Origin of the sequence: Pseudothauera nasutitermitis (assembly GCF_004801295.1) — a bacterium.
Taxonomy (GTDB): domain Bacteria; phylum Pseudomonadota; class Gammaproteobacteria; order Burkholderiales; family Rhodocyclaceae; genus Pseudothauera; species Pseudothauera nasutitermitis.
Map to the genome: position 1 here is coordinate 430,343 of NZ_SSOC01000005.1, position 12,911 is coordinate 443,253.

The window sequence follows — 12,911 nt, forward strand, 5'->3', positions numbered from 1 at the left end:
TCGCGAAATCGCCGGCGGCCATGCCCATGAACTCCTGGAACGGCTGCCTCCCCCCTACAGAGGGTTCGGCGTTTCCGGTGGTCTGCCGATCAGATCACACCCTGCCCGCGCAGCGCGGCAATGGCCCCGGCATCCAGGCCCAGCCCGCCAAGGATTTCATCGGTATGCTGGCCCGCGGCCGGCGCGCCGGCGGACAGGGCCGGCACATGGCCGGACAACCGCACCGGCGGGGCGAACTGGCGCACGCCGTCCACCTCCGCGACCATGCCGCGGGCGCGCAGATGTGGGTCGCGCAGGCTTTCCTCCATGCGCAGCACCGGCGTCACGCAGCAATCCACCTGGTCGAACACGGCCACCCAGTCGGCCAGCGTACGGCCACGGAAGATGGCCCCGAGTTCTTCCCGAGCGCGGCGGCCCGCCTCCCCGGTAGCCAGATGGGCGGGCCTGAGGTCGGGGCGGCCGAGGGTGTCGCACAGCAGGAACCAGAATTTCTCTTCCAGCGCGCCGACCGCCAGATGGCGGCCGTCGGCGGTCTCATACACGCCGTAGCACGGCACGCCGCCGTCGAGCAGATCCTCGCCGCGCGGGCGCACAGCGCCGTGGGCGAGCACTTCGCACAGCGGGAAGATGGCGTGGGCGAGCGTGGCGTCGGTCATTGCCACGTCCACGTGGCGCCCCTGCCCGCTGGCACGCGCGTCGATCACCGCGACCAGCAGGCCGAACAGGGCGCTCAGCGTGCCGCCGAGCAGGTCGCCGATCTGCAGGTTGGACAACGCGGGCGGACCGCCGGCGCGGCCGATCTGGTCGAGCACGCCGGCGTAGCCGATATAGTTGATGTCGTGCCCGGCGCGCTGGGCGTAGGGGCCGTCCTGCCCGTAGCCGGTGATGCTGCACATCACCAGGCGGGGATTGCGCGCGGCGAGCACCTCGTAGCCCAGGCCCAGCTTGTCCATTACGCCGGGGCGGAAGCCCTCGACCAGCACGTCGGCGCTTTCCGCCAGGCGCAGCAGCAGTTCGCGCCCCGCGTCCTGCTTCAGGTCCAGGCGGATGCTCTGCTTGCCGCGATTGACCACGCGGAAGAAATAGCTGGTATCGCCATGCAGGGCGCCCATGGAGCGTGCGTAGTCACCGGCGCCGGGGTCCTCGATCTTGATGACCTCGGCGCCGAAGTCGGCCAGATGCTGGGTGGCCAGCGGGCCGGGCAGCAGGCGGGTCAGGTCGAGCACCCGCAGCCCGGCCAGCGGGGCGGGACGCCCGCTCACTCGTACTTGCGCAGGTCGTCGATGACCTTGCCGTCGTTGGCCAGTCCGCCGGGGGCGCAGAAGGCCACCTCGCCGCGCAGCTTGGTGAGTTCGCGGATCGAACCGGCAATGGCGGCGGCCAGCGCGTCGCTGCCGGCGGCGCATTCGCACTGCAGGATCATGCGGTCGACCAGGTCCGGGTTGTCCACCACCAGCCGCGCGCGGCCGATCTCCGGATGGCGGCGGACGATCTCGGCGATCTGCGCCGGATGCACGAACATGCCCTTGATCTTGGTGGTCTGGTCGGCGCGCCCCAGCCAGCCCTTGATGCGCACGTTGGTGCGCCCGCAGGGCGAGGCGCCGGGCAACACGGCGGACAGGTCGCCGGTGCCGAAGCGGATCAGCGGATAGTCCGGGTTGAAGGTGGTCACCACCACCTCGCCGACCTCGCCGTCGGCCACCGGGTCGCCGGTGCCGGGACGGACGATCTCCAGGATGATGTCCTCGTCCACCACCAGCCCCTCGCGCGCCGGGGTCTCAAAGGCGATCAGGCCGACGTCGGCGGTGGCGTAGGCCTGGTAGGCCTGGATGCCGCGCGCCGCCAGGGCGTCGCGCTGGCTGGGCGGAAAGGCTTCGCCGGAGACGAAGGCCTTGGTGAAGCTGGGCGCCACCCCCAGTTCGTCCGCCTTGTCCAGGATGATGCGCAGGAAGGACGGCGTGCCGGTGTAGGCGTTGGGGCGCAGGTCCGCCACGGCAGCCACCTGCTGTTCGGTCTGCCCGACCCCGGCGGGGAATACGGTGCAGCCCACCGCGTGGGCGCCGGTCTCCATCATCGAACCGGCGGGCGTGAAATGATAGGAGAAGGTGTTGTGCACCAGGTCGCCTGCGCGGAAACCGGCCGCGTACAGCGCCCGGGCGAGCCGGTAGTAGTCCGCCCGCGCGCCTTCCGGTTCGTACAAGGGCCCTGGCGAGGCGAACACCCGGTGGCAGGCACGGCCCCAGTTCACCGCTGCGAAACCGCCGAACGGGCGCGCGGCCTTCTGGCGCTCCAGCAATTCGGACTTGCGGATCACCGGCAGGCGGGCGAGCGCCGCGCGCGAGGTGACCGTTGTCGGGTCCACCTCCGCCAGCGACTGCGCAAAGGCCGGCGCATGGGCCCTGGCATGGGCGATCTGTGCGGGCAGGCGGGCGAACAGGTCCGCCTCGCGCTCGTCCTGCGGGCGGGTTTCACGCGCGTCGTAGTAATCCATGGAGGTATCCTGTTCGCCGCCTTTCCTGGGCAGCGTGCCGAATGTCGGAAGCACGAGAGAGGGGCTGAATCCGTGCATGGTCTTCCTTCCGTTCCACACAGGCCCGCTTGACGGGCGGGCGGCCTCAGGACAGCCAGCGCTTGCGCCGGCGGTAGTGCTTGACGTCGCGGAAGCTCTTGCGCCCCTCGCCGGAGAGGCCGAGGTAGAACTCCTTGACGTCCTCGTTGGTGGACAGGTACTTGGCGTCGCCTTCCATGACGATGCGCCCGTTTTCGACGATGTAGCCGAAATCGGAGTAGCGCAATGCCACCATGGTGTTCTGCTCGGCGAGCAGGAAGCTCACCTTTTCCTTCACGTTCAGGTCCTTGACGATCTCGAACACCTCTTCGACGATCTGCGGTGCGAGGCCCATCGAGGGCTCGTCCAGCAGGACCATGTTGGGGTTCGACATCAGCGCGCGGCCGATGGCGCACATCTGCTGCTCGCCGCCGGAAGTATAGGCGGCCTGGCTGGTACGGCGCGTCTTGAGGCGCGGGAAGTAGGTGTACACCTTGTCCAGGTTGGCGGCGATCTCGCCCTTGTCGCTGCGCGTGTAGGCGCCGGTGAGCAGGTTTTCCTCGATGGTGAGGTGGGCGAAGCAGTGCCGCCCTTCCATCACCTGCACCACGCCGCGCTTGACCAGGTCGGACGGCGACAGGGCCTCGACGCGCTCCCCGCGGTACTCGATCAACCCCTTGGTCACTTCGCCGCGCTCGCCCTTGAGCAGGTTGGAGATCGCCCGCAGGGTGGTGGTCTTGCCGGCGCCGTTGCCGCCCAGGATGGCCACGATGCGGCCTTCCGGCACCTGCAGCGATACCCCTTTGAGCACCAGCACCACGTGGTTGTAGATGACCTCGATGCCGTTCACGTTCAGGAGGATGTTGGACTCGGGAGCCGGAGGCGCATTCGTCGTGGAGGTGTTCATCGTCTCATCCGCTGTTGATGCAGGCGCCGCCCTCGGGCGGCGGCCCGTTCTGATTCATGCCAACCCCGGCCCCGCTGGGGGGCCGGGGCGTCAAGGCTCAAGCCTTGCAGTCGTCGGCGCTGCGGCGCTGGATACGCTTCTCGGCGGCGTAACGGTCGGCCGCTTCCTTGACCAGCGGATCGATCACGCTCTTGTCACCCTCGTACCACTTCTCGCCCATTACCCACTTGCTGCCGTCCCACTGGTGGACGCGCGCCCACGACGAACCCATGTGGTCGTCGCACGAGGTCTTGATCGGGCGCACCACGCCGGCCAGACCCAGCTCCTGCAGGCGGGCCTCGTCGATGTCCAGGTTCTCGAAGCCCCAGCGCACCTGCTCGGGCGTCATCACCTTGCCCTTGCCGTACTGCTCCTGGGCGCGGCGGATGGCTTCCACCGTGAGCATGGAGATGAGCATGCCGCGGGTGTACAGCACGGAGCCCACCTCGTCGCGCGGACCGGAACCCTGGCCGGCGTCATGCACCTTCTTGAGGATGTCCTGGATCAGCGGATAGCCGGTACCGTTGGGGTTCAGCGCCAGGGCGTTGTAGCCCTTGGCGTTGGCGCCCACGTCCTTCACGTCCGGTTCGGCGCCGGCCCACCACACGCCGTACAGCTTCTCGCGCGGGAAGCCGGTGGCCACCGCTTCCTTCAGCGCGGTGGAGTTCATCACCCCCCAGCCCCACAGCAGCACGTAGTCGGGGCGGTCGCGGCGCACCTGCAGCCAGGTGGCCTTCTGCTCCACGCCCGGCGCGGTCACCGGCAGCAGGTTGAGCTGGAAGCCGTGCATCTCGGCGCGCTTCTGCAGCAGCGGGATGGGCTCCTTGCCGAACGGCGAGTCGTGATAGACCAGCGCGATCTTCTTGCCCTTGAGCTTGTCCAGCCCGCCTTCCTTCTCGCCCAGGTGCTGGATCAGGATGTCGGCCGCCGTCCAGTAGGTGCCCATCAGCGGGAAGTTCCACTTGAACACGCCGCCGTCCTGCGACGCGGCCAGGCCGTAGCCCAGGGTGATCAGCGGCACCTTGTCGATCGGCGCCTTGTCGGTGAGCGCGAAGGTGATGCCGGTGGATTGCGGATCGAACGACGAGGCGCCGCGGCCCTTCAGGCGCTCATAGCACTCCACGCCCCGGTCGGTGGCATAGCCGGTTTCGCATTCCTCGTAGGCGATCCTGACGCCGTTCACGCCGCCGTTGGCATTCACGTACTTCATGTAGTCCTGCTTGCCATTGGCCCAAGGGATGCCGTTGGGCGCATAGGCGCCGGTGCGGTACACCAGCAGCGGCACGTACTGTTCCTGCGCCTGCGCCAGCGTCGGCGTGGCCACACTCAGCGTCCCCAAGGTGGCGAGGGCCGCCGCCATTGCAAAAGGCTTGAACTTCATTCCAGTCTCCTCCTGTTTTAGTCTTGCTTCCAAGGCACCCGGGTGCCTGTTCCTACGACGCCACGGCGGACAACGCCCCGCTGCCGCAGCAATACCCCCTGCCCGCCCCGCTTCAGTGCGGGAACGGCCACAGGCGCAGCTTCTGTTTGCCCACGCTCCACAGCTTGGCCAGGCCATGCGGCTCGACGATCAGGAAGAACACGATCAGCGCGCCGAAGATGATGTGCACCAGGTGGGCGATGGTGGCGGTAGACATGGGGATCCCCAGCCAGTGCGGGAGCTGGTCCAGCACGATGGGCAGCAGCACCATGAAGGCCGCGCCGAGGAAGGCGCCGGAGATCGACCCCAGCCCGCCGATGATGACCATGAACAGCAGCTGGAAGGAGCGGTCGATGGAGAACGCCGCCGGCTCCCACGCACCCAGATACACGAAGGCCCACAGCACGCCGGCCACGCCGACGATGAAGGAGCTCACCGCGAAGGCGGTCAGCTTGGCGTACACCGGGCGGATGCCGATCACCGCCGCCGCCACGTCCATGTCGCGGATCGCCATCCACTGGCGGCCGATGGCGCTGCGCACCAGGTTCTTCGCCAGCAGGGCGAACACGCACACCACCACCAGGCAGAACAGGTACTTGCTCACCGGCGAATCGATGGGGATGCCGAACACGCTGAGGTTGCCCACGCTCACCGAACCCGAGGTGGAGTAGTTGGTGAACCAGTTGATGCGCAGGAAGGCCCAGTCGGTGAAGAACTGCGCGGCCAGCGTGGCCACCGCCAGGTACAGCCCCTTGATGCGCAGCGACGGGATGCCGAACAGCACGCCGATGATGGTGGCGCACAAGCCGCCCAGCAGCATGGCGGCGATCAGCGGCATGCCGTCGATGCGCACCATGAAGTTGTAGGCCGCGTACGCCCCCACCGCCATGAAGGCGCCGGTGCCCAGCGAGATCTGCCCGCAGTAGCCCACCAGGATGTTCAGCCCCAGCGCGGCGAGCGAGAGGATCAGGAAGGGGATCAGGATGGCGCGGAAGAAGTATTCCGAGCCCACCATCGGCATCACCACGAAGGCCACCACCAGCAGCAGGGCGATGGCCCAGCGGTCCTGCAGGATGGGGAAGATCTGTTGGTCGGCCGCGTAGCTGGTCTTGAACTGGCCGTTTTCTCTGTACAGCATGTGGATGTTCTCCCGGGAAGCGCGGCGCCGTCAGACGCGGTCGATGATCTTTTCGCCGAACAGGCCCTGCGGACGCACCAGCAGGAAGCCCAGCGCGAGCACGTAGGCGAACCAGATTTCGATGCCGCCGCCGAAGTAGGGGCCGATGTAGATTTCCGACAGCTTCTCGCCCACGCCGATGATCAGCCCGCCGATGATCGCCCCCGGCACCGAGGTCAGCCCGCCCAGGATCACCACCGGCAGGGCCTTCAGCGCCACCAGCGAGAGGGTGAACTGCACGCCCAGCTTGGAGCCCCAGATGATGCCGGCGATCAGCGCGGCGAAGCCCGCCACCGACCACACGATCACCCAGATCTTGTTGAGCGGGATGCCGATGGACTGGGCGGCCTGGTGGTCGTCCGCCACCGCGCGCAGCGCGCGCCCGGTCTTGGTCTTCTGGAAGAACAGCGCCAGCACGATCACCAGCAGCGCGGCGACGACCGCCGCCACCAGGTCTTCCTTGCTGACCATCACGCCGCCCTCGAACACGCTTTCCATGATGAAGGCCGGGTCCTTCGGCATGCCCACGTTGATGCTGTAGATGTCGCTGCCGAACAGGGTCTGGCCGAAGCCGTCGAGGAAGTAGGCGATGCCCAGGGTGGCCATCAGCAGGGTGATGCCTTCCTGATTGACCAGCTTGGACAGGCAGAAGCGCTCGATCGCCCAGGCCAGCACCACCATCATCGCCATGGCGGCGATGAAGGCCAGCAGGTTGGCGAGCAGCAGGCTCTCGAAACCGAACCACTTGGGGAACCACTCCGCGAAGCGCGCCATCGCCAGCGCGGCGAACAGCACCATCGCGCCCTGGGCGAAGTTGAACACGCCCGACGCCTTGTAGATCAGCACGAAGCCCAGCGCGATCAGCGAATACAACATGCCGGCCATCAAACCGCCGAACAAGGTTTCAAGAAAGAATCCCATGACTGTGTCCCCGCTCAGTGCGACGTGCCGAGGTAGGCACTGATGACGTCTTCGTTGTTGCGCACCTCTTCGGGCACGCCGTCGCCGATCTTCTTGCCGTAGTCGAGCACCACGACGCGGTCGGAGATGTCCATGACCACGCCCATGTCGTGCTCGATGAGCACGATGGTGGTGCCGAACTGGTCATTCACGTCGAGGATGAAGCGGCACATGTCCTGCTTCTCCTCCACGTTCATGCCGGCCATCGGCTCGTCGAGCAGCAGCATGGTCGGCTCCGCGGCCAGCGCGCGGCCCAGTTCCACGCGCTTTTGCAGGCCGTAGGGCAGCTGCCCCACCGGCGTCTTGCGCACGCTCTGGATTTCCAGGAAGTCGATGATCTCTTCCACCTTCTCGCGGTGGGCGATCTCCTCGCGCTGCGCCGCGCCCCAGTACAGCGCCATCTGCAGGATGTTGCTGTTCATCATCAGGTTGCGGCCGGTCATGATGTTGTCCAGCACGCTCATGCCCTTGAACAACGCGATGTTCTGGAAGGTGCGGGCGATGCCCTGGGTGGCCGCCATGTGCGGCTCCATCTTCTGGCGCTGCTGGCCGCGGAACAGGATCTGCCCTTCCTGCGGGTGGTACACCCCGTTGATGACGTTGAGCATCGAGCTCTTGCCGGCACCGTTGGGGCCGATGATGGCGCGGATCTCGTGCTCGCGGACGTTGAAGCTGATGTCGGTCAGCGCCTTCACGCCGCCGAAGCGCAGCGAAATGTTCTGCAGGTCGAGGATGACCTCTCCGAACTTGCGTTCCATGTTTCCTTTCCCCCTCAAGCGGCCTGGCGCTCGCCGCGCGGGGCGAAGGTCTTCACCTCCTCGATGCGCAGCGTGGCGGCGATCTTGCCTTCGCGGCCGTCTTCGTATTTCACCGGCGTCTCGATGTACTGCTCCTTGCGCCCTTCGTAGAGCGCGTCGATCAGCACCGCGTAGCGCTCGGAGATGAAGTTGCGGCGCACCTTGCGGGTGCGGGTGAGTTCGCCGTCGTCGGCGTCCAGCTCCTTGTGCAGGACCAGGAAGCGGCGGATCTGGCTGGCGCTCATCATCGGGTCGGCGGCCAGCTCGGCATTGACCTTCTCCACGCAGTCGCGGATCAGTTCGTACACCGCCGGCAACTGCGCCAGGTCGGTGTAGCCGGAATACGGCATGCCGCGCCGCTCGGCCCAGTTGCCCACCGCTTCCAGGTCGATGTTGATGAACGCGGTGACCATGTCGCGGGCGTTGCCGAAGGCCACCGCCTCCTTGATGTGCTGGAAGAACTTGAGCTTGTTCTCGATGTAGTTGGGCGCGAACATCGAGCCGTCGGTGAGTTTGCCCACGTCCTTGGCACGGTCGATGATCTTCAGGTGGCCGTCCTCGTCGAAGAAGCCGGCATCGCCGGTCATGAAGTAGCCGTCCGCGTTGATCGACTCGGCAGTGGCGTCCGGGCGCTTGTAGTAGGCCTTCAGCAGCATCGGCCCCTTCACCAGGATCTCGCCGTTGTCGGCCAGCTTGACCTCCACGTAGGGCGCCGGCTTGCCCACCGAATCGAGCTTGATCTGCCCGTCCGGCTGCAGACACACGTAGGCGCAGGTTTCGGTCTGCCCGTAGAGCTGCTTCAGGTTGATGCCGATGGAGCGGTAGAAGCGGAACAGGTCCGGGCCGATCGCCGCGCCCGCCGTGTAGGCCACGCGGATGCGGCTCATGCCCAGCACGTTCTTCAGCGGGCCGTAGATCAGCAGGTTGCCCAGCGCGTACTGCACGCGGTCGCCGAAGGACACCGGCTTGCCGTCCAGCAGGTCCGCGCCGCAGCGCCGCGCCACCTCCATGAAATGATGGAAGAGCTTGCGCTTGAACGCGCCGGCGTCCTCCATGCGGATCATCACCTGGGTCAGCAGGCCCTCGAAGACGCGCGGCGGGGCGAAGTAGTAGGTCGGGCCGATCTCGCGCAGGTCGGTCATCACCGTCTCGCCGGACTCCGGGCAGTTGATGGTGAAGCCGGCCACGATGGCCTGCGCGAAGGAGAACAGGTGGTCGCCCACCCAGGCCATCGGCAGGTAGGAGAGGATGTCTTCCTTCTCGGTGAGATGGTCGAACTCCACCGCCCCGCGCGCCGCCGAGATGAACGCCCCGTGGGTCTGGCACACGCCCTTGGGCTTGCCGGTGGTGCCCGAGGTGTACAGCATCACCGAGACGTCGTCGGAGGCGCCCTTGCCGATCTCGGCATCCAGGAAGCCGCGCTGGCTCTCGTCGTGCGCGCGCCCCATGTCCTGCAGCGCGTCCAGGGCCATCAGCATGCTTTCCGTGTACTGGCGCAGCCCGCGCGGATCGTCGTAGATGACGTGTTCCAGGAAGGGCACCTCGGGGTGGATCTCGAGCATCTTGTCCACCTGCTCCTGGTCCTCCACCACGGCGAAGCGGATCTCGGCATCCTGCAGCACATAGGCCATTTCCTGCGCCACCGCGTCCTGGTAGAGCATCACCGGAATGCCGCCCAGGCACTGGCAGGCGGCCACCGAGCAGTACAGGCGCGGCCGGTTGTCGCCGATGATCGCCAGACGGTCGCCGCGCCGGAAGCCGAGCTGCGCCAGCCCGCAGGCGATGGCGCGCACGCTCTCGGCCACCTCGGCCCAGGTGTAGGTCTGCCAGATGCCGTATTCCTTCTCGCGCATCGCCGGACGCCCGGGGCGCACCCGGGCGTGGTGCATCAGCAGACGCGGGAAGGTGTCGAGCGCGGATTGCCCGCTGGTATCGGACATGCCGGATTCCTCCTTTGGTTTTCGTACCGCTTGTCTCCGCACCCGGACCGAATCGTTTTTATGGGCTCCGGGCGTGGCCGCGCCCGCAGGCGACGGCTTCTTTTTTCACGGCCGCAGTCTGGCAAGCCATGTTTGCGCAACTGTTTGCGCAATGTATCGAATTGTGAAGATTGCGCTTCGGCGCACGCGGGCGCTCAACGCCCGGGGTGCGCGGCGCGTCCGCCGGCCAACAGGCGCAGCAGCGCGGCGCCCGCCTCGTCCAGCCGGCCGTCGTTGCGGATCACCCGCAGGCGCGAGTGGACGGGGCGCGGCACAGCGGCCGCGCGCGCCAGGCGAGCCTGGATTTCCGCAGCACTCTCGCGCCCGCGCGCCAGCAGGCGCTCGGCCAGGCGTTGCGGGGAAACCTCGATGAGCACCGGATGCAGCCGGCCGGGAAAGCGCGCCTCGGCATCGGCCAGCCCGGCGCGCGAGCCGTTCACCACCACCGTGGCGTCGGCCGCCAGCCAGTCGAGGATGTCCACGCCGATGCCATAGCGCAGCCCGTTGGCCGTCCAGTGCAGGGCGAAGCCGCCGGCCGCGCGCAAGCGCTCGAACTCGGCGGGCGTCAGCGCCACGTGGCGTTCGCCGCCGGCCCCGGCCGGGCGGGTGACGTAGCGCCGCGCGAAGCGCACCGGCGCGTCGCCGATGCGCGCGCGGACGTGGTCGATCAGGCTGTCCTTGCCGGCGCCGGAGGGGCCGATCAGGTAGATCAGCCGGCCGGCCGCGCCGCTCACGCGTCCGCGCCCCGGATCAGCTTGCGGCGCAGCCAGCCGGAGAAGCTGTCCATGACCATCACCAGGATCACCACCAGGACGATGTAGTAGGCCACCTTCTCCCAGTCCTTCTGCGAGTTGATCGCCTGGGTGAGGAACATGCCGATGCCGCCGCCGACGATGGCGCCGATGATGGTGGCCGAACGCGTATTGGATTCGAAGTAGTACAGCACCTGGCTCATCAGCACCGGCATGATCTGCGGGATCACGCCGAAGCGGCAGCGCTGCAGGGCGTTGGCGCCGGTGGAGCGCACGCCTTCCTGCTGCTTCTCGTCGAGGTTTTCCAGCGCCTCGGAGAACAGCTTGCCGAAGGTGCCGATCTCGGTGAGCAGGATGGCCAGCGCGCCGGTCATCGGCCCCGGGCCGAAGGCGCGCGACAGCACGATGGTCCAGATCAGCCCGTCCACGCCGCGCAGGAAGTCGAACACGCGGCGCAGGCCGAAGCGCGCCAGGCGCGCGGGCGAGAAGCCGCGCGCCGCCAGGAAGGCCAGCGGCAGCACGATCAGCGCCGCGCCGAAGGTGCCGATGAAGGCCATCAGCACGGTCTCGAACAGCGCCCAGGCCACTTCGCCGTGCTGCCACACGCGGTTGTACCAGAAGCCCTCGAAGATGCCGCGCAGATTGGATTTTTCCGGCTCGATGCGCTCGTCCGACAGCGCCAGGCGGAGCAGTTCCGGCAGGGACTTGCCGTAGTACGGGCTGTCCAGCGTGAACCAGAACAGCTCCCAGCCGAGGAAATAGCGGAACAGTTCGATGCGCGTGCGCGTCACGGTGAGCCGCGCGCCGTCCAGGTACACCACCAGCAGCGTATCGGACTGGCTGATCCGCGGCCCGTCCCCGCCTTCCGGGAGCTGCACGCGGATGCCGCGCAGCGTCGACTCGGCGCGGATCTCGCCGAAACCGGGCACGGTGACCGCCACGCTGCCATCGGCGATCTCGGCGATCTGCCCGTTGCCCAGATCGACGCGCGCATCGCGCCCATCGATGTCCACCCAGTCGGGCAGCATGCCGGGCGGATAGGCGCCCTTGGCATCGCCCTCGACGGCCACCACGATACGTCCGGAACGCGTGTCCTGGGTCACGTGGGTCTTGTAGGAGTAGCTGTCGGCCAGCAGGATGCGCGCGTTGTCCGGGTTCATGCGCGCGGCCAGGCCCGGCACGTCGAAGGCGAAGAACACGTAGGCCAGATAGGCCAGGATCAGCGCGGGAATGCCGATGCCCAGCAGGCGCCTGCGCGCGAACAGGCGGTCGGCCGCGGCGCAACGCGCGGCGAGGGGGTCCAGGGTGGCGGTGGCGCTCACGGCTTCAGTGCTCCACGTGGGCAATCTTGTTGCGGTAGCGCGCGGACAACTGGTCCACGGCGACGATGGCGACGAACAGCAGGATGAAGATGGCCGCCGCCTGGTCGAAGCGCCCCTGCCCCCAGGTCATGGTGTTGCGCAGGTCGTAGCCGATGCCGCCGGCGCCGACGAAACCGAGGATGGCCGAGGCGCGGATGTTGATCTCGAAGCGCAGCAGGGCGTAGCTGAGCAGGTTGGGGGCGATCTGCGGCAGCACCCCCAGCCACATGCGCTGCAGCCAGCCGGCGCCCACCGAGGCCAGCCCTTCCACGGGCTTCAGGTCGGCGTTCTCGGCCACCTCGGAGAACAGCTTGCCGAGTGCCCCGGCGCTGTGCAGCGCGATGGCGATCATCGCCGGCACCGGCCCGCCGCCGAGCAGGAAGATCAGCACCAGGGCGACGACGATCTCCGGCAGCGCGCGCAGCACGTCCATCAGCCGGCGCCACAGCGGCACCAAGCGCGGCCAGCGCGCCAGCCCACGGGTGGACAGCAGCGCCAGCACGATGCCGCAGAGCCCGCCGGTCAGCGTGGATACCGCGGCGATGTTGAGCGTCTCCACCAGCGAGGGAAAGTAGTTCAGCAGATTACCCGGCATGCGGTCCAGACGTTCCCAGGTCTCGGCGAGCAGCCCGGCGGGAAAATCCAGCACGCGCGGCAGCCCGGCCAGGAAGCCCCCCGCGTTGCGCGATTCGGCGACGTTGAAGGCCGAAACCAGCAGCAGCACGAAGCACGACAGCAGGATGCCGCTGTACAGCCGGCGCCGGTGGGTCAGGGCAAGATAGTCGGCGGCCGGGTTCGGAGGCGGCAGCGAGGCGGGCGGATGGGCCATGGGGGCTGGGCGGAGCGCCTTAGTGGTCAGGGCAGTCGTGTGAAGGGGCGGCCACGCGCCCTCTCCCCAGGCCCCTCTCCCGCAAGGGGAGAGGAGAGTTTTGCTCCCGGGACGTCCCGTGCGGGCATCGGTTTTCTCCCTC

11 protein-coding genes are annotated in these 12,911 nt (G+C 67.7%); all 11 read right to left on the reverse strand.

Going from position 1 to position 12,911, the window contains the following annotated elements:
* Positions 1–89: 89 nt before the first annotated feature.
* The 11 genes from E6C76_RS15265 to phnE (E6C76_RS15315) all read right to left on the reverse strand — a co-directional run bounded on the left by E6C76_RS15265 (position 90) and on the right by phnE (E6C76_RS15315) (position 12,769).
* Positions 90–1,262 carry a CaiB/BaiF CoA transferase family protein gene (locus tag E6C76_RS15265; protein ID WP_136349089.1) on the reverse strand — a complete coding sequence of 391 codons (1,173 nt, stop codon included), beginning with the start codon at positions 1,260–1,262 and terminating at the stop codon, positions 90–92.
* A complete protein-coding gene (locus tag E6C76_RS15270; protein WP_136349090.1) occupies positions 1,259–2,491 on the reverse strand; it encodes a phenylacetate--CoA ligase family protein in 1,233 nt (410 codons plus the stop codon). Before E6C76_RS15270 ends, E6C76_RS15265 begins: the two co-directional genes overlap by 4 nt.
* 124 nt (positions 2,492–2,615) lie before the next feature.
* On the reverse strand, positions 2,616–3,455 hold the full coding sequence (locus tag E6C76_RS15275) for an ABC transporter ATP-binding protein (RefSeq protein ID WP_136349091.1): 840 nt from the start codon (positions 3,453–3,455) through the stop codon (positions 2,616–2,618).
* Positions 3,456–3,552: 97 nt separating this feature from the next.
* On the reverse strand, positions 3,553–4,875 hold the full coding sequence (locus tag E6C76_RS15280) for an ABC transporter substrate-binding protein (RefSeq protein WP_136349092.1): 1,323 nt from the start codon (positions 4,873–4,875) through the stop codon (positions 3,553–3,555).
* Positions 4,876–4,987: 112 nt separating this feature from the next.
* Positions 4,988–6,052, reverse strand: coding sequence for a branched-chain amino acid ABC transporter permease (locus E6C76_RS15285; protein WP_136349093.1), 1,065 nt, complete (start codon positions 6,050–6,052; stop codon positions 4,988–4,990).
* Positions 6,053–6,082: 30 nt separating this feature from the next.
* A complete protein-coding gene (locus E6C76_RS15290; RefSeq protein ID WP_136349094.1) occupies positions 6,083–7,012 on the reverse strand; it encodes a branched-chain amino acid ABC transporter permease in 930 nt (309 codons plus the stop codon).
* 14 nt (positions 7,013–7,026) lie between these two features.
* Positions 7,027–7,809 carry an ABC transporter ATP-binding protein gene (locus E6C76_RS15295; RefSeq protein WP_136349095.1) on the reverse strand — a complete coding sequence of 261 codons (783 nt, stop codon included), beginning with the start codon at positions 7,807–7,809 and terminating at the stop codon, positions 7,027–7,029.
* 14 nt (positions 7,810–7,823) lie between these two features.
* Positions 7,824–9,788, reverse strand: a complete 1,965-nt coding sequence (locus tag E6C76_RS15300) for an AMP-dependent synthetase/ligase (RefSeq protein WP_136349096.1) — start codon at positions 9,786–9,788, stop codon at positions 7,824–7,826.
* A 194-nt stretch (positions 9,789–9,982) separates the two neighbouring features.
* Positions 9,983–10,561, reverse strand: coding sequence for a phosphonate metabolism protein/1,5-bisphosphokinase (PRPP-forming) PhnN (gene phnN, locus E6C76_RS15305; RefSeq protein ID WP_136349097.1), 579 nt, complete (start codon positions 10,559–10,561; stop codon positions 9,983–9,985).
* Complete coding sequence (gene phnE / locus E6C76_RS15310) at positions 10,558–11,901, reverse strand: phosphonate ABC transporter, permease protein PhnE (protein ID WP_211090237.1); 1,344 nt, start codon at positions 11,899–11,901, stop codon at positions 10,558–10,560. The genes phnN and phnE (E6C76_RS15310) overlap by 4 nt, the downstream gene beginning before the upstream one ends.
* 4 nt (positions 11,902–11,905) lie before the next feature.
* Positions 11,906–12,769, reverse strand: a complete 864-nt coding sequence (gene phnE / locus E6C76_RS15315) for a phosphonate ABC transporter, permease protein PhnE (protein ID WP_136349098.1) — start codon at positions 12,767–12,769, stop codon at positions 11,906–11,908.
* Positions 12,770–12,911 lie beyond the last annotated feature (142 nt).

Bases quoted from the DNA above. Each gene is read 5' to 3' on its own strand.
- E6C76_RS15285 (WP_136349093.1), bottom strand. From the start codon at position 6,052: ATGCTGTACAGAGAAAACGGCCAGTTCAAGACCAGCTACGCGGCCGAC.
- E6C76_RS15295 (WP_136349095.1), bottom strand. From the start codon at position 7,809: ATGGAACGCAAGTTCGGAGAGGTCATCCTCGACCTGCAGAACATTTCG.
- E6C76_RS15300 (WP_136349096.1), bottom strand. From the start codon at position 9,788: ATGTCCGATACCAGCGGGCAATCCGCGCTCGACACCTTCCCGCGTCTG.
- E6C76_RS15270 (WP_136349090.1), bottom strand. From the start codon at position 2,491: ATGGATTACTACGACGCGCGTGAAACCCGCCCGCAGGACGAGCGCGAG.
- E6C76_RS15280 (WP_136349092.1), bottom strand. From the start codon at position 4,875: ATGAAGTTCAAGCCTTTTGCAATGGCGGCGGCCCTCGCCACCTTGGGG.
- E6C76_RS15290 (WP_136349094.1), bottom strand. From the start codon at position 7,012: ATGGGATTCTTTCTTGAAACCTTGTTCGGCGGTTTGATGGCCGGCATG.
- phnE (WP_136349098.1), bottom strand. From the start codon at position 12,769: ATGGCCCATCCGCCCGCCTCGCTGCCGCCTCCGAACCCGGCCGCCGAC.
- E6C76_RS15275 (WP_136349091.1), bottom strand. From the start codon at position 3,455: ATGAACACCTCCACGACGAATGCGCCTCCGGCTCCCGAGTCCAACATC.